Annotated in this window: 11 protein-coding genes; 8 read left to right on the forward strand and 3 right to left on the reverse strand. The window is 63.4% G+C overall.

The genetic code is table 11. The features are described 5' to 3' along the window. Positions 1-551, forward strand: a 551-nt coding sequence (locus N2315_06010; protein MCX7828747.1) for a methyl-accepting chemotaxis protein, incomplete at its 5' end; no start/stop codon positions are given. A gap of 89 nt (positions 552-640) precedes the next feature. On the opposite strand, the gene N2315_06015 is transcribed toward N2315_06010, so the two are convergent. The 3 genes from N2315_06015 to N2315_06025 form a co-directional block, all read right to left on the reverse strand. Next, on the reverse strand, positions 641-1,819 hold the full coding sequence (locus tag N2315_06015) for a M20 family metallopeptidase (GenBank protein MCX7828748.1): 1,179 nt from the start codon (positions 1,817-1,819) through the stop codon (positions 641-643). Between the two features lie 75 nt (positions 1,820-1,894). Beyond that, positions 1,895-4,459 (reverse strand): PAS domain-containing protein, encoded by a 2,565-nt coding sequence (locus N2315_06020; GenBank protein MCX7828749.1) that lies wholly within the window; start codon positions 4,457-4,459, stop codon positions 1,895-1,897. Between the two features lie 142 nt (positions 4,460-4,601). Next, positions 4,602-5,999, reverse strand: a complete 1,398-nt coding sequence (locus tag N2315_06025; protein ID MCX7828750.1) for an alanine:cation symporter family protein — start codon at positions 5,997-5,999, stop codon at positions 4,602-4,604. A gap of 250 nt (positions 6,000-6,249) precedes the next feature. Between N2315_06025 and N2315_06030 the strand changes: the two genes are divergently transcribed. From N2315_06030 to N2315_06060, 7 genes are all read left to right on the forward strand, one after another. Further along, positions 6,250-8,442: a TolC family protein gene (locus N2315_06030; protein MCX7828751.1), complete on the forward strand. Its 2,193-nt coding sequence runs from the start codon at positions 6,250-6,252 to the stop codon at positions 8,440-8,442. After that, positions 8,439-9,512, forward strand: a complete 1,074-nt coding sequence (locus N2315_06035; GenBank protein MCX7828752.1) for an HlyD family efflux transporter periplasmic adaptor subunit — start codon at positions 8,439-8,441, stop codon at positions 9,510-9,512. The genes N2315_06030 and N2315_06035 overlap by 4 nt, the downstream gene beginning before the upstream one ends. Before the next feature lie 13 nt (positions 9,513-9,525). Then, positions 9,526-10,431 (forward strand): hypothetical protein, encoded by a 906-nt coding sequence (locus tag N2315_06040; GenBank protein MCX7828753.1) that lies wholly within the window; start codon positions 9,526-9,528, stop codon positions 10,429-10,431. Between the two features lie 6 nt (positions 10,432-10,437). After that, positions 10,438-10,875 carry a diguanylate cyclase gene (locus N2315_06045; protein MCX7828754.1) on the forward strand — a complete coding sequence of 146 codons (438 nt, stop codon included), beginning with the start codon at positions 10,438-10,440 and terminating at the stop codon, positions 10,873-10,875. A 2-nt stretch (positions 10,876-10,877) separates the two neighbouring features. After that, positions 10,878-12,179 carry a glycosyltransferase family 2 protein gene (locus N2315_06050; GenBank protein ID MCX7828755.1) on the forward strand — a complete coding sequence of 434 codons (1,302 nt, stop codon included), beginning with the start codon at positions 10,878-10,880 and terminating at the stop codon, positions 12,177-12,179. 99 nt (positions 12,180-12,278) lie between these two features. Then, positions 12,279-13,520: an HDOD domain-containing protein gene (locus tag N2315_06055; protein ID MCX7828756.1), complete on the forward strand. Its 1,242-nt coding sequence runs from the start codon at positions 12,279-12,281 to the stop codon at positions 13,518-13,520. Between the two features lie 2 nt (positions 13,521-13,522). Continuing rightward, complete coding sequence (locus N2315_06060) at positions 13,523-15,571, forward strand: diguanylate cyclase (protein ID MCX7828757.1); 2,049 nt, start codon at positions 13,523-13,525, stop codon at positions 15,569-15,571. Positions 15,572-15,618: the final 47 nt, after the last annotated feature.

The following is a 15,618-nucleotide window of genomic DNA, read 5'->3' on the forward strand; positions in this document are numbered from 1 at the left end:
GGGCGGGGGAGCACGGCCGAGGGTTTGCGGTGGTGGCGGAGGAGGTGCGGAAGCTGGCGGAGGAGTCCGCCCAGGCGGCCAAGGGCATATCGGAGATGGCGGAGGCCATATCGAGGGACCTCAACGTGGTGGTGGAGGCGGTGGAGGACAACGCCAAGGGGGCGGACCAGGTGAAGGACCTGTCCAACAGGGTGTTGGAGGCCTTTCAGCGGATAAGCGAGAGCCTAAGCGGCATATCCATGGCGGCCCAGGACATGGCGGCCACCGCCGAGGAGGAGGCCGCCAGCGCCCAGGAGATAGCCACCGCGGTTCGGGGGATGACGGAGCGAATAAGAGAGGTCACCCAGGCGTCGGAGGTGGTTAAGCACCAGATGGGTGATGTGACCTCCGCCGCTGAGCAGGTGGCCCAGGGAGCGGTAAGCCTTGCGGAGCTGGTGCGGAAGATAAACGTGGAGTTGGACCGGTTCAGGGTTAAAGAGGGAGGTCAAGGGGTTGCGGCTGTGTCAGCCGCTGGGGTCGCCGCCGTGCCCCTCCCCGCCGGAGCGGCTTAGATGGGCCCCTGCTTTACAAGGAGGCAGTCCCGCCTTTGAAGGTTAACCAAGGCCCGGGTCCGTCCCGGGCCTTGTGGGTTTTACGGCTTCTACCCTTCCTTTTGTTCCAAAAAGGCCCGCCGGATCCGTTCCCTTAGGTCCTCCTCGAAGACCACCCGTATGGCCATGGCGCAGAGGGCCTTGGCGCCCTTTATGAGGGTCTCGTGGGCCCTTGGGGTCTTGGTGGTCTCGGCGAACTCCCGGGTGTGCAGGGGCACCTTTCGGTCCCATATGGCCAGCTCCGGCTGCAGCGCGGGGCAGCGGCGGCTCACGTTCCCCACGTCGGTGGAGCCCGAGGGGCCCGGTCCCTTTGAGAGCTTGAACCCCAGCTCCTTGAGCACCTCTCCCATGGCCTCCTCCGCCGGGGGGTTGGGCATCATGTGGTCGAAGCTGGTCTCGTTGTGCCTCCAGGACACCGTGGTCTCCGTGGCCATGGCGCATCCCTTGGCGCAGTTGAAAACCCGCTCCATGAGGCCGTTCAGCTCCTCCCGGGTGGGGCAGCGGAAGTACCAGTGGGCCTTGGCCTCCTCCGGCACCACGTTGGGGGCGGCGCCGCCGTGGGTGACTATGCCGTGCATGCGGACCGTGGGCTTCACGTGCTGGCGTAGCATGTCCAGGGCGTGGAAGAATAGGGTCGCCCCGTTGAGGGCGTTCCGCCCCTCCCAGGGGGAGGCCGCCGCGTGGGAGGTCTTGCCTTTGAAGGTGAACTCCAGGGAGTCCATGGCCATGGAGCGGTAGTCCGTGAAGTTTATCTCCGAGCAGCAGTGGAACATGAGGGCCAGGTCCTCTCGGTCGAAGAGCCCCGCGTCGGCCATGGCGGCCTTGGCCCCCTGGGTCTCCTCGGCTGGGGTGCCGAAGAGGGTGACGACGGCCTCCTGGGGGTGGAGGGCCCTGGCGAGGGCTAAGGCGGCGTAGACCGATGCGGTGCCGTGCAGGTTGTGGCCGCACCCGTGCCCTATGTCCGGCAAAGCGTCCATCTCCGCCAGAAGCGCTATCCGAACCGGCCCCTGCCCCCAGCGGGCCGCGAAGGCGGTCTTAAGGCCCAAGAGCTGGTCCTCCAGCTGGAAGCCGCCCTCCAGGAGGACGGTTTTGAACTCCCGGGCGGTGTTGAACTCCTCCCCTCCCAGCTCCGGGTTGTCCCCTATCCGGTCCGACATGGAGCAGGCGGCGCCGCGGTTTTCGTCCAGGAAGCGGAACGCCTCCGTCATGGCCTGTTCTTTTCGGTTCAAGGTGCATCACCTCCGGCTGGAGTTTAACACCTCTCCCCTCCCTTGTGTTTTTGCGTTTTCGCGGCCGCCGGGGCTTCAGCGGCTTCCAAGGGCTATCTTCAGGAACAGCTCCGTGAGCTCCGGGTCGAAGGCTAGCCCCTGGAGGGACTGGATCTTGGCCGCCGCCTCTTGGGGCGTCATGAGGGACCGGTAGGGTCTTGGCTGGGTCATGGCGTCGTAGCTGTCCGCCAGGGCGAAGATGCGGCACTGGATCGGTATCTGCAGCCCCTTGAGCCCCCTAGGATACCCGGATCCGTCGTACCGCTCGTGGTGCAGAAGTATGAGGTCCGCGATGCCCGACAGCTCTGGCATGTTCTGGGCTATGCGGTATCCCACCTCGGGATGTCGCCTTACCTCCATGAGCTCCAGGTGGTCAAGGGGCCCGGGTTTAACCAAGGTTCTGGAGGCCACGGCGATCATCCCGATGTCGTGGTAGATGCAGAGCCCCTCAAGGTCCTCCACCGCCTCCCAGCCGAGTCCCGCCCCGTGGGCGGTCTCCAGGCACAGCCGGCGCAGCCGGTTCCTGTGCCCTTCGTTCTCGTGGCACTTGGTTCCCAGCAAGGACAGTATCTGATCCAGGATCCTCCTGCGCTGCTCCCTGCCCTCGGAGAGCTTGTGGCGGTACATCATCTCCTCCGCGTCCTTCAAGGCCTGTTGGATGCTTTGGCTTTGTTCCGTCTTGGCCCCCCAGCCCAGGGCTATGCTGATATCAAGCTCCCCCAGCCGGGCCTTTAAGGTCGCGTTGGCTATCCGTTCCGCCGCTATCCTCGCCCCGTCGGGGGTGGCGCCGGGGAGCAGCACCACGAACTCGTCCCCTCCCCAGCGGCCTACGATGTCGCCCCTGCGGCAGGCCCCCTTCAGCAGCCGTGCGGCGGTGACCAAAAGGGCGTCCCCCCGGTCGTGGCCGAAGGCGTCGTTGGTCATCTTAAGGCCGTTCACGTCCGCCATTATCACCGCCAGGGGCAGTACCTGCTCCTCCTCCAGCTGGACCATCTGTTCCTCCAGGAAGCGGCGGTTTGGAAGCTTGGTCAAGGAGTCGTGGTAGCTCATGTAGAGCATCCTGTCCCGCCACTTCTTCTCGTGGGTTATGTCCCTTAGCACCGCCACCGCGCCTAGCACGTTCCCCAGCGGGTCCTTTATGGCCGACGCGGAGCCCGATACGTGGAACTCCTCGGCGGAGGACTTAAGGAGCAGCTCTGACACCTGGATGGTCTTGCCGGTCTTAACCGCCGCCCCTAGGGGATCCCTTGGCTCCCCGGTCTTGGGGTCCAACAGGGGGAAGGCCTCGAAGAAACCCATCCCCAGGAGTCCGCTTGCGGGCTGCCCGCTCATCCGGCACGCCTCGGGGTTGGCGGAGGTTATGAGGCCCTGCCTGTCGGTGGTCACCACGGCGTCGCCGATGGACATGAGGGTGGTCTTGAGAAGCTCCCGCTCTTCCTCCAGCTCCTTCCTGAGCCTCTCCCGGTCGGTGACGTCGAAGATGATGGAGAAGAGGAGCTTATCCCCCATGACGTCCACCGGGGCGGAGTACACGTCCACCATCCGGATCTCCCCGCTTCTAAGCCGATGTGGGAAGAGGAAGTAGCGCTGCCTCCCGTTCAAGGCCCTAATGCGCCGGCGCTCCACCTCCTCCTTGGGGAGCACGTTTATGTCCTGGATGCACATGGTTCGGATCTCCTCCCGGGAGTACCCGTAGAAGTCCAACGCCGCGGGGTTGGCGTCCACTATCCTGCCGGCAATGGGCTCTATCAGGAGCATCACCGCCGAGTGGCCGTTGAACATGGCCTCGTACCTTGAAAGGGCCTCCTCCCTTTCCCGCTTGGCCCGGACCTGCTCGGTTATGTCCTTTATGAACCCCACTATGTGGGTGACATCTCCGCCGTTCATGACCGGGATTAGCACCGTGCTGAGGACCCTTTCTTTTTCCCCGGAGTACAGGGTCTCTTCGAAGATGAGGGTCTCCCTGTGGGAGACGCAGAGCCGGTAGTTCTCCTCTATCCTCTGGCTCGCCTCGCCCAGGAAGTCCCCCGCCTTGAGATCCCGGATGTCTAGGTCCCCTATGCCGGTTATCTCCCGGTAGTGCCGGTTCACCCGCAGGTATTTGAAGCCCTCATTGGTCACTTCAACCAGGAAGGCCCCCTCCTGGATGCCCTCGAAGACGATCTCGAACTCCAAGGACACGGTTTTCACCGCGTTCCCGGACTCCTCCAGAAGCTGTATTTGTTTCATCTCCCTGGACATGTCGTGGAAGATGACGGCGAAGGTGCCCCGCTTTGGGGAGAAGGCGGTGACCTTGAGCGGTTTGCCCAGGGACTCGGAGTAGGTTAGGGTCTCCTTGGGCTCTCCCGAGGAGGCCACGGAGGAGTAGAAGGCCACCCAGTCGAAGGAGTCCGAAAGGGTCTTTGGGAACGCCTCCCGCAGGGTCTTTCCCTCCGGGGACTCCTTGAGGGCCAGGGCGTCCAGGAAGGCCCGGTTCACCCACACGAAGCGGTAGTCGTGGGGTCTGCCGTCGGGCAGGTATATCATCTCGTGCAGGGCGAAGGGGACCGGCAGATTTTCGAAGAGGTCCCGCAGCAGCTCAGGGTCAGGGCGGTTCGTCAAGGCCATCACCTCCCGCGGCTTTCTTGGCTAAATATTTTAAATTAAAGTCGCGGTCTTTAAAAGCGCCAACGAAGGAGGCCGCCCGGTTATCCGGGCGGCCCTGGTTTTTTGGGGTCTTAAGTTATCGGTTCTTTGGGGCGGTTCACAGGTTCCCGTCCGGCGCCAGCGCGGGGTCTTGTGCGGGTTGGGTTTCGGACTTGGCCTCGTAGTCCTTCAGGAGTTTTGAGGCCACGTTGGAGAGCAGCAGTATGCCTATGAGGTTGAGGAGGGCCATGACGCCGTTGAAGAGGTCCGCCAGCTCCCAGACCAGGGGGACGGAGGTCATGGCGCCGAAGAGGAGCATTCCGAGCACCATGGCCCTGTATAGCGCAAGGCCGCCCTTGCCGCAGTTGGGGAAGAGGTACAGGAGGTTGCTCTCGCCGTAGTAGTAGTTCCCCAGTATGGAGGTCCAGGCGAAGAAGAGCACCGCGGCGGCGATGAAGTGGGGGCCGAAGGAGCCGATGGTGTTGCGCACCGCCAGCTGGGTGAGCTCTATGCCGGTCTTGCCGCTTTGGAGCTCCCCGGAGAGGAGGATTATGGAGGCGGTGGCGGAGCAGATGAGGATGGTGTCCACGAAGACCCCCATCATGGCCACGAAGCCCTGGCTTGCGGGGTATTTCACCTCCGCGGTGGCATGGGCGTTGGGGGTGGAGCCCATGCCAGCCTCGTTGGAGAAGAGGCCCCGGGCTACCCCGTACCGGAAGGCCTGGGCCACCGTGTGCCCTAAGACGCCGCCCGCGGCGGCTTTAAGGCCGAAGGCGCTCTTGAATATGAGGGACAGCACCTCTGGTATGAGGCTCATGTGGGAGAGCACCACGTAGAGGGACACCAGGATGTAGGCGATGGCCATGAAGGGCACCACCACCTCCGCCACCTTGGCTATGCGCTTGAGTCCTCCGAATATCACAAGGCCCGTCACCGCCATGAGGCACATGGCCACCGGCAGCTCCCTTGCCCCGAAGGCGCCTCTTAGGCCCGCGGCTATGGAGTTGCTCTGCACCGCGTTGAAGACGAAGGCCATGGCCAGTATGATGGACACGGCGAAGAGGACCCCCATCCAGCGCTGGCCCAGGCCCTTTTCAAGGTAGTAGGCGGGGCCGCCCCGGTAGTTGCCCTCCTTGTCCTTCACCCGGAAGACCTGGGCGAGCACCGCCTCGGCGAAGATGGTGGCCATGCCCAGCACCGCGGTCATCCACATCCAGAAGACCGCGCCGGGGCCGCCGGACACCAGCGCGGTGGCCACCCCCGCCAGGTTGCCGGTGCCCACCTGGGCTGCAAGGCCGGTGCAGAGGGCCTGGAACGAGCTTATGCCCTGCCCGGAGGAGTCCCGGCCCTTTAATGTGGCCTTGAACATGTGGATGAAGTGCCTTACCTGGGGGAACCGAAGGCGCAGGGTGTAGAAGACCCCGGTGCCCAGCAGGAGCCACACCATCACCTTGCCCCACAGGATCGAGTTGGCGGCGCTGACCGCCCCGTGCAGGGAGGACAAAACAGAATCCATGTATAAAACCTCCGTTTGCTTGTGATTTTTAGCCCTTTTGCCGGTGGCTGGCCGATTATTTTTGAAAGGTCGCCGGCGGGCATCAAAATATTATTCTAATTAATAGGCTTAGTCAATATAAGCTAAACATTTAGAACATTACATTGAGATCAGGCCGGGCTTTGACCGGATGATTAAGTTCTTTGCCGAAATGGGGTATAATTTTTGAAACTGCCCTGGCGCCGAAGCATCCACCAAGGGGGGATGAGTTGTGGCTCTTCGTTTGGCTTTGCTGCTCATGGTGATTTTCTTCGTGCCCGCGGCCAGCGCCGCCCCGGTGACCCTCCCTGAGCTGGAGGCCCGTCTGTCCAATGGCGTGGAGGTCCTCAAGGCCTCGGAGGAGCTGGCGGCGGCGAGCCTGGCTTTGGAGGCCCTGAGGGAGCGGTCGGGGCTTTCGTTCTTCGCGGACCTCTCCGCCCGGGGGATCAACGAGCCCCTCTCCCGAAGCGAGTCCTCCTCCGTGGAGGGCTACTCCAGCTACTCCTTCAGGCTTGGCGCCAGGCTTCCCCTCTTCGGCTCCTGGCACAAGGAGAGGATAGCCCAGCTGGAGGCCCGCCTTGGGGAGCTGGAGGCCCAGCGCAGGCTTTATTTCGTCAAAAGAACAAACCTCACCGCCCTTCGGAAGGCCTGGGCTTCCCTTTGGACCGCCCGGCGCAGGATGGAGGCGCTCAACGCCTTCCTGGCCCTGGAGGGACGCTTCATGCCGGTCATGGAGCGCCGCTCCTCCCAGGGATTTCTGCTTAGGTCGGACCTTATGGAGATGAAGAGCTGGTTCCTTTTGGCCCGCCGGGAGGCCGCGGCGTCAAGGGCCCTGGAGGAGGCCGCCTTGAACGTCATCCGCCGGGCCTGCGGCATCCCAAGCTTGCCCATGGAGCTTGACCCGGGGGTGCCGCCCTTAAAGCCCGTGAGCCTCTCCTACGATGAGGCCCTACGGATCGCCAGGCATTTAAGCGGGGAGCTCAAGGCCATGTCTGATGCGGCGGAGGTCCGCCGCTTTCTGGCAACGCACCGGGCCAGGGGGCAGTACGACTCGTACCTCCAGGGGGGCTTCCAGGTCACCAGGGAGTCCCCGGGGCGATACGGGGAAGAGGCGTTCCTGTCCCTCAGCTTCACCTTCCCGGAAGGGGAGCCAAGGGCGGCCTCCCTGGACGCCTCGGCGGAGATAAGGCGCCTTAGGGCCCTGGAGGCGGACATGTCCGCCCACAGGATGAGCCTTGAGTCCAGCCTGGCGGAGGGCTCCTCCAGGTTCCGCTACGCTTTAGCCCAAGGGGAGTTCTCCCTGGCTAGGCTTAAGTCCGCCCTGGAGGCCTTAAGAACCGCCAACCTGCGGCACGGGGCGATCCCAGGCGACACGGCGGAGAAGCTCCTAAGGGCCCACCTTGACGTGATGAACTCCGCTCTTGCCCTCATCGACGCCGAAGGGGCCGCCGCCCAGTACCACGCGGAGCTCTTGGAGGTGCTGGAGGACCCCGGCGCGCCTTCCCCTTCCCCGGGGCAGGTTTGGGCGGTCACCCCCACGGATTTCCACCAGGAGGGGGCCCATCTCATCTCCCTTTGGCTTGCCTCTTCCTTAGGACCCAAATCCTCACCCGCGGCCTCCCCTAAGGGCGAGGGCGCGGCCGATGACGCCGTGCCGGTGGGGGCTTACATGTGGGACGGGGACAGGCTCCTCAAGGGGGATCTTAACCCATTGGACCAGGCCAAGGCCCTTGGGATCTCCGCCCTTAGGGTCTCCTTCACATCCGGCGGGGTCCTACAGATCATTAAGAAGGGAGAGCCCAGGGACAACCTGCTTAAGGCCCTGGACAGGGCTTCTAAGATGGGCATCCGGATGGAGCTTTGCCTTGGTGACCCCTGGTGGATAACCTCCGAGGGAAGGCCCCATCTTGTGTCATTGGTGTCGTCCCTTGGGGATCTGCCCTTTGAGGGCCTTAACCTGGACCTTGAGCCGGACCAGCTGGAGGGGGTTCATGACGGCAGCCGCATGGCGTACCTGCAGAATACCCTGGAGTCCGTTAAGGCCGCTTCCAAGGCCTCTCCCTGGGGGGTATCCCTCTCCATGCACCCTAGGTACCTGGAGGGCCAGTTCCTCCATAAGACCCTCAGTGGCCTCAGCGGCAGCGGAGTTCGGGAGGTTACCTGCATGGTATACGTCTCCAACCCCATGTCCGCGGCGGACAGGATTAACCGCATCGCGAGCGCCGCCGGAGTTAATATCTCCCTGGCGGTTTCGGTGGAGAGGGGAGGCCCCAAGGAGGAGAGCTTCTACTACCTCGGCAGGGCGGAGTTTTTCTCTAAGGTGCTGCCGTATCTTAAGGGGCGCCTCGTTGGCCCCGGGTCCGCCATATGGATACAGTCCCTGGAGGACCTCTTGTCCATGCCCGAAGGGGGGAGTGGCAGATGAAGGTGAGCTTCAGTCCCAGGAAGACCCGGGAGGACGTGGACCGGGGCGTGCGGGTGGAGTACGGGCCTCCCAAGAGGGCCTTCCTGCGCTGGCGGTGGTACGCCCTGCTCCTTTTGGTATCCTCTCCCCTCATCCTGCTCCTTTGGCGGGTGGCGGCCTTCTACATCTTCTCCACCGCCCCGGGGGTGCTGGTCATGGAAAGGCGCATCATATCGTCCCCCCTGGGGGGCGTAGTGTCCCGCATGCCCCACAGGCCCGGCGGCAGGGTGAGTGCCGGCGAGGTCCTGTTCACCGTGGTGGACCCCTCGGCCCCCCTAAGAGCTAAGTCCCTTAAGGAGGAGCTTAAGGCCCTAGAAGGGGCCCGGCTCCTTCCGGCGATAAGGCCCAAATCCAGTAAGGAGGGGCTGGCGCGGGCCAACGAGCTGAACCTGTCCCGTCAGATGGACTACCTTAGGTCCGTGGAGGCCCTGTTCCGGCAGGGGGCCGCCACCAGGGCGGAGCTGGAGGAGGCCCGGGGCAGGGTGGACGCCGCCCGGGCGGCGCTGGCCCAGTCTTCGGTTAGCCCTTACCCTCAGGATGATACGGCCTTAAGACAGTATGAGGCCCAGCGCAAGGCCCGGATGGCCCAGCTGGAGGGGGAGTTGAAGGCCCTGGAGGGGGCCTCTAGGCGGACCCTTTACTCCCCCGAGGACGGGGTGGTGCTCGAGGTCTTCGCCCCGGAGGGGCACGGCGTGCCCCTTGGAGGCCCCGTGCTCTCCCTTGGAAGCCTCGGGGACCTTAAGGTGAACGCCTACCTGGACCCCAGGAAGCTTCACCGCGCAAGGCCCGGCACGGCGGTGACCGTGCACTTCCCGGACGGCAGGAAGTTCCAGGGCTCCGTGGAGGGTGCCCCGGTGTTGGCGGTTCAGGACCCCCGTTCGGAGGGGCGGTCGGTGCTGGTCACCGTGAGGCTGGATAAGACGGTGGACCCTCAGGAGATGGTGGACTCCCTGCCCGTGACGGTGGAGTTCCCCCTGTGCCCCGATTACCTTGGCCGGATCTGCGGCTTTCTTAACAATGTCTTCCGCTGAGGAGGTGTCCCCCATGCAAGGCAAGGTGGAGATTGAAGGCCTTCCGTTCCTTCGCGCAACCTCACCGTGGTCCCCGGAGCTGCGGTTGGGCGATTTCGCGGGGGTCCTGCTGGAGCCCTTCCAGGGGGTTGAGGAGACGATCCTTGAGATGCGGGGAACCGTTGAGGGGGCCCTCATGCCCTTGTTTTTGACGTCTCCCGTTGGGGGCAAGGGGGAGGCGGTTTGCGACGGCGCGGGGCTTTCGGGGGAGGACATGGCCCGTTTCGTGGGGGACATTGAGGACAGGATGAAGGACCTATCCCGCAGCATGTTGGCGGAGAGCCTGGACTACCGGCTGCTTGCGTTCCTCTACACCCGTCCCCAGAGGGACCTGGAGCCCCTTATGATCCCCTTGACGTCCCAGGTTTACCACTGGCCCCTGCTGGAAGCTTTGGGAAGGGGCCGTTTGGAGCCCAAGGGCTGGATATCCAGCCTCCTTGACAGGGGGTTCATCCGGGAGGTGAGCCCTTCGGGGCTGGTGGAGCGGGTCCGTTACTGCCCAAGGTGCGACGGGGGGCACATAAACTACGTGGACCTATGTCCTTTCTGCTCCAGCATGGACTTCGAACAGGTGCCCTTCATCCACTGCTTCGTGTGCGGCCGGGTGGGGCCCGAGGAGGACTTCCTGAAATCCGGGGAGATGCGCTGCCCATTCTGCGGATCTCGCTTAAGGCACATAGGCTCCGACTACGACAGGCCCATGGAGAACTACCGCTGCCGCGACTGCGGCAAGTCCTTCCCGGAGCCCGTGGTTTCCTGCCACTGTCTCATATGCGGCCTCATGAGCGACCCCGAGGCCCTGGTGCCCAGGAACTTCTACCGGTACCGGATAACCGACAAGGGCATACTGGCGGTTCAAAGCGGCGAGCTGGAGGACTGATACGCGGTGTTGGACACGCTTAACTACATGAAGCCCGAGCCCTTCATGCACATTCTCAACTGGATGATAGGCCTTTCCAAGCGGCCTCCGGTGGAGCCCTTCTGCCTCATGCTGGTCCGTTTCCCGAACCTGGAGGTCTTCATGGAGTCCATGGGGAGGTCCGCCGGGGGGGAGGCCTTCCGGGAGCTCATAGGCCGCATAAGGGAGATGGTGCGGGCCACCGACGTGAGCACCAGGACCGAGGCGGGGGAGGTGCTGCTTCTGCTCCCCAAGACCCCAAGGTCCGGCGGCGTCCCGCCGAAGGGCCGCCTGGAGGCCCTGGCGGGAAAGGTTGAAAGCCGCGGGGTCCCCCTGCGCATGGAGATAAAGATGCTCTCGGTGCCCGAGGACCTGCAGCGGGACGACGACGGGGACCTCTTCGCGGCCCGCCTTCGGGGGGATTGACCTTGTGGCCTCCGCTTAACCTCCAGGACTCAAGGGCCTTTGTGGAGCTCCTTAGGTTCGTGCCGTGGGTGGTGTTCCTGGAGCTTCCCTATTACCTTCTGGTTGCCCTGGGGCTCATTCGCTACGTGATGCACAAGGTCCACGTGCCCCATAAGATGCCCACCGGCAGGCCCAAGGTGTCGTGCGTCATCACCTGCTACTCCGAGGGCGAGGACGTGAAGAAGACCATAAAAAGCCTGGCCTTTCAGCTTTACGACGGGGAGATAGAGATAATCCCGGTCATAGACGGGGCGGTTCGGAACCGGGACACCTACCGGGCGGCCCTTGAGATGGAGGAGATGGTGAAGTCCCTTCCGGGCCGCACCCTCAGGGTGCTCCCCAAGTGGCAGCGGGGAGGGCGGGTGTCGTCCCTGAACGCGGGGCTTAACGCGGCGGAAGGGGCGGTGGTCATGGCCCTGGACGGGGACACCTCCTTCGACAACGACATGGTGCTGAAGGCGGTGCGCCACTTCGCGGACCCCAACGTGGCGGCCCTGGCGGGCTGCCTTAGGGTCCGAAACTGGAGGGCCTCCCCGGTGGCGGCCCTCCAGGGGTTGGAGTACCTCCTTTCCATACTCACCGCCAAGACCGGCTTGAGCCAGTTCAACACGGTGAACAACATATCCGGCGCCTTCGGGGTCTTCCGCCGGGAGATCCTGGAGCTGGTGCTGGGATGGGACAGCGGAAGCGCCGAGGACCTGGACCTCACCATGAGGATAAAGAACTACTTCGGCAGGAACCCGGGTATGCGGATAGTCTTCGACCCGGAGGTGATGGGCCACACCGACGTGCCCGACACCCTCCGGGGCTTTTTAAAACAGCGCCTCCGCTGGGACGGGGATCTGTTCTACATCTACGTCCGCAAACACCTCAAGTCCTTCTCCCCGTCCCTCATGGGGTGGCGCAACTTCCTGGTGACCCTGGTTGGGGGCTTCTACTTCCAGATAATCACGCCACTGATGCTGCTGGTCTACACTTGCTTTTCGTTTTTAACCTTGAGCCTCGGCAAGGTCCTTTACGTTTTTCTTTGGATATACCTCTTCTACCTTGGGGTGACGGTGTTCTTCTACCTGGCGGCCATGCTGTGCCTCACCGAGCGGCCCCGGGACGACATCCGATTCCTTCCCCTCATCCCCATCTTCCCGGCCTTCACCTTCATGTGCCGCCTGTGGTCCGCCTTCGCCATACTCTGGGAGATCGCGGCCCAGGGCCACCGGGACTCCTCCATGGCCCCCTGGTGGGTGCTAAGGCGAGGCAAGTTCTAGAAATTTTAACCACAAGAGGCTCCGGTTGGATGTAGAATTAAGAAGCATGATTAAACGATCTTCTAGCCGCGTCCCAAGCGGTGTTGGGGGAGGGTAGAGGTGCCTAAGGTCAAGGTCTCGGAGCTCAAAGATGGAATGGTGCTGGAGGAGGACCTTCTGGCCCCTAACGGCCGGTTCATCCTTCCCAAGGGGGCGGTCATAAGGGACTCCTACATAAAGACCCTTAAGGCCTGGGGGGTGGTGGAGGCGTCGGTGGCCCAGGAGGGCTCTATTCCTCCCGTTAAGAGGGAGGGATCCTCCTCCGACGCTGCCTTTATGGAGAGGGCCAGGGAGCTCTTGTCCCCATTCTTCCACTCCAAGGGGGCCATGGCTCCCCACATGGAGGAGCTTTTCCGGTGTTCCTCCATGGCCCTGGCCAGGGCTCTTAAGAGGGGGGGCCACGTGCCGCTGGTGGACATCGGCTGTCTTCCCCCCGCAAGGCAGGGGGCAAGGCGGAAGCTGAGCCCCCAGGAGCTCGCCGCCATGGTGTCCTTCGTCACCCTCCCGGACGTTTACCACAAGATAGGGGAGGTGGTAAGCCGCCCCTCCAGTTCGGTGGAGCAGATAGCCCGGGTGGTGAGCAAGGACCAGAGCCTTTCCGCCAAGCTTTTAAGGCTCGTCAACAGCTCCTTCTACGGCCTTGCCTCCCGGGTTGAGAGCGTTAGCCGGGCCATAACCATCGTGGGGGTCCGGGAGCTCATGACGTTGGCCATGGGCATATCGGTGGTATCCGCCTTCAAGGGGGTGGCCCCGGGCTACGTGTCCATGCGGTCCTTTTGGGACCACTCGGTGTGCTGCGGGGTGTTTGCCCGGGTGCTGGCCGCCAAGATGGGCCTCAAGGAGGAGGAGCGGTTCTTCCTGGCGGGGCTCATGCACGACATAGGGCGGATGATCCTATACGTTAAGGCCCCCTTTGCCATGGCGGAGGCGGTGGCCCTGTCGTCCAAGGGGATGCCGCTTTACGAGGCGGAGCGGGAGGTGCTGGGGTTCGACCACGCCCACCTGGGCTACTACGCCATGAAGGAGTGGAAGATCCCCTCAAGCATATACGAGCTTGTGAGGTTCCACCACAATCCCTCGGGGGCCAAGGTGCCGGAGGAGGTGCTGATACACGTGGCGGACGCCTTCGCGGTGGCGTCCAGGTTCGGCACCAGCGGAAGCCTCATGGTGCCCGAGATCTCCCCCTATCATTGGGACCTTTTGGGGTTTTCGGTCAACGTCATAGAACCGGTGTTCGTCCAGGCGGAGCGCCAGGTTCGGGAGATAAGCGGCATATTCTTCCCCTCAAGGGAGGAGGATTAGCCATGGGGTTGGTGAATAAGCTTGAGGCCCGGATAACCCAGCTGGAGGCCCAGCTTGAGGAGGCCTTGAAGGAGAAGATGGAGGCCGTAAGGGCCTTGCAGCTGGCCATGGAGTTCAACCGCCACATGCGCTCCCAGGACGGCTCCTGCGACGAGGACGTGGTAGAGGACGCCGCCTCCCAGATCCGATCGGTGCTGCCCTTTATCGCCTTCGCCTTTTACATCGTGGGGCACGACTTTCCGAGCTTCAACCTGGCGGGCTGCTACCCCTCTTCAAAGCTTCCCCTGGTGGAACGGGAGAAGGACGTGCTCATCGAGGACGGTTCCTTCGCCTGGGCCTTGGAGGTCAACAGGCGCACCGTGAGAACCTCGTCGGACGAGTCCTTCCAGGTGATGCTGCATCCCATCGCCACCAGCAGCCGGGTGATGGGAATGTTCGTGGGCATCATGCCCTATGAGGACGTGCCGGACGTGAAGCTGGTCTTCCTGTCGGTGATCCTCAACTCCCTGGCGGGGTCCCTGCAGAACCGGCAGCTTTTTAGGGTCCTCAAGGAGCTGAACGGCGAGCTGGTGGGCCGCTGTTTCTCCCTGGAGGCAAGCCGCAGGGACGCCGTGATTGCCCAAAAGGCCCTGGCAGGGGAGGCGGAGGAGGCCCGGCGGAACGCCAAGAACATGGAGGAGCGGATAATAGAGCTTTTTGACTCCATGGAGGAGCTGGTGGTGGTGGTGGATCGGGACTTGAGGTGTCTTTACGCCAACCCCGCCTTCTTGTCCCGCAGGGGTCTTACCCTTGAGCATGTGAAGGGCCTTACGCCGGAGGAGATACTGGGGGAAGGGGAGTATGCCCGGTCGTGGCGGGACTTCCTGTCATCGGCCCTTGCGGAGGGGGCCGCCAAAAGGCGGGACATGGAGGTTCGTCTTGAAGGCAGGAGGTCCGTCTTTGACGCCTCGGTGCACCCCATGAGGGGGGTGGACGGCTTCGTGGCGGCCCTTGGCGTCATATGCAGGGACGTCACCGAGAAGCGGGCGGCGGAGGAAGTAATGAAGCAGATGAGCTATCACGACCCCCTTACTGGGCTTTACAACCGCCGCTTCTTCGAGGAGGAGATGCGGCGCCTGGACACGGAGCGGCAGCTTCCCATATGCGTCCTCATGGGGGACGTGGACGGCCTTAAGCTCACCAACGACGTCTTCGGCCACCACGAGGGGGACCGGCTGCTGGTGGACGTGGCGGAACGCCTGAAGAACAGCCTCCGGAAGGAGGACGTGCTGGCCCGCTGGGGAGGCGACGAGTTCGTGGTGCTGCTGCCCAAGACCGATCCGGAGACCGCCGCCCAGATAGCCCGCCGGCTTTCGTTGATGGAGATGAACCGACGTCCGGTGCCCTACAAGATAACCTTTGGGGTGGGGGTGAAGAGGTCCGCCGGGGAGGACATGGGGCTGGTGCTGAAACGCTCGGAGGACGACATGTACGCCCTTAAGCTCAAGGAGCGGGACTTCGTGAGGGAGAACATAGTGAAGTCCCTCATGGTGGACCTTGGGAGTCGGTCCTGCGAGAGCCCGGAGCACCGCCGGAGGGTGGCGAACCTCTGCATAGGCATAGGCCGGTGCATGGGGCTGGACGACGAGGAGATGGAGAAGCTGATGCTCCTTGGGGAGTACCACGACGTGGGCATGGTGGAGGCGGAGCGGGAGATGCTGACGCGTCCTGGCTTCCTTGACGAGTACGAGTGGTCCTTGGTGCGCAAGCACCCGGAGACCGGCTACCGCATAGCCAACGCCTCCTCTGCGGACCTGGTGGGCATAGCGGGGCTCATATTGCACCACCACGAGAACTACGACGGCACCGGCTACCCCCATGGTCTGTCGGGGGATAGGATCCCCCTTCTTTGCAGGATATTCCGGGTGGCGGACTCCTACGAGGTCATAACCTCAGGCCGTCCCTACAGGCCTCCGCTGTCCGAGGATGCGGCCCTGGAGGAGATATCCTCCAAGGCGGGCACCTGGTACGATCCCATGGTGGTCCGGGCCCTTGCGGGGTTGGTGGGCTGAGCTTAGGGGCCCGGCGCGGGGCTTGTCTTGCGCCTCATAAGCCCCGG

The sequence above is a fragment of the Thermanaerothrix sp. genome (genome assembly GCA_026417795.1).
Lineage (GTDB): Bacteria > Synergistota > Synergistia > Synergistales > Synergistaceae > Thermanaerovibrio.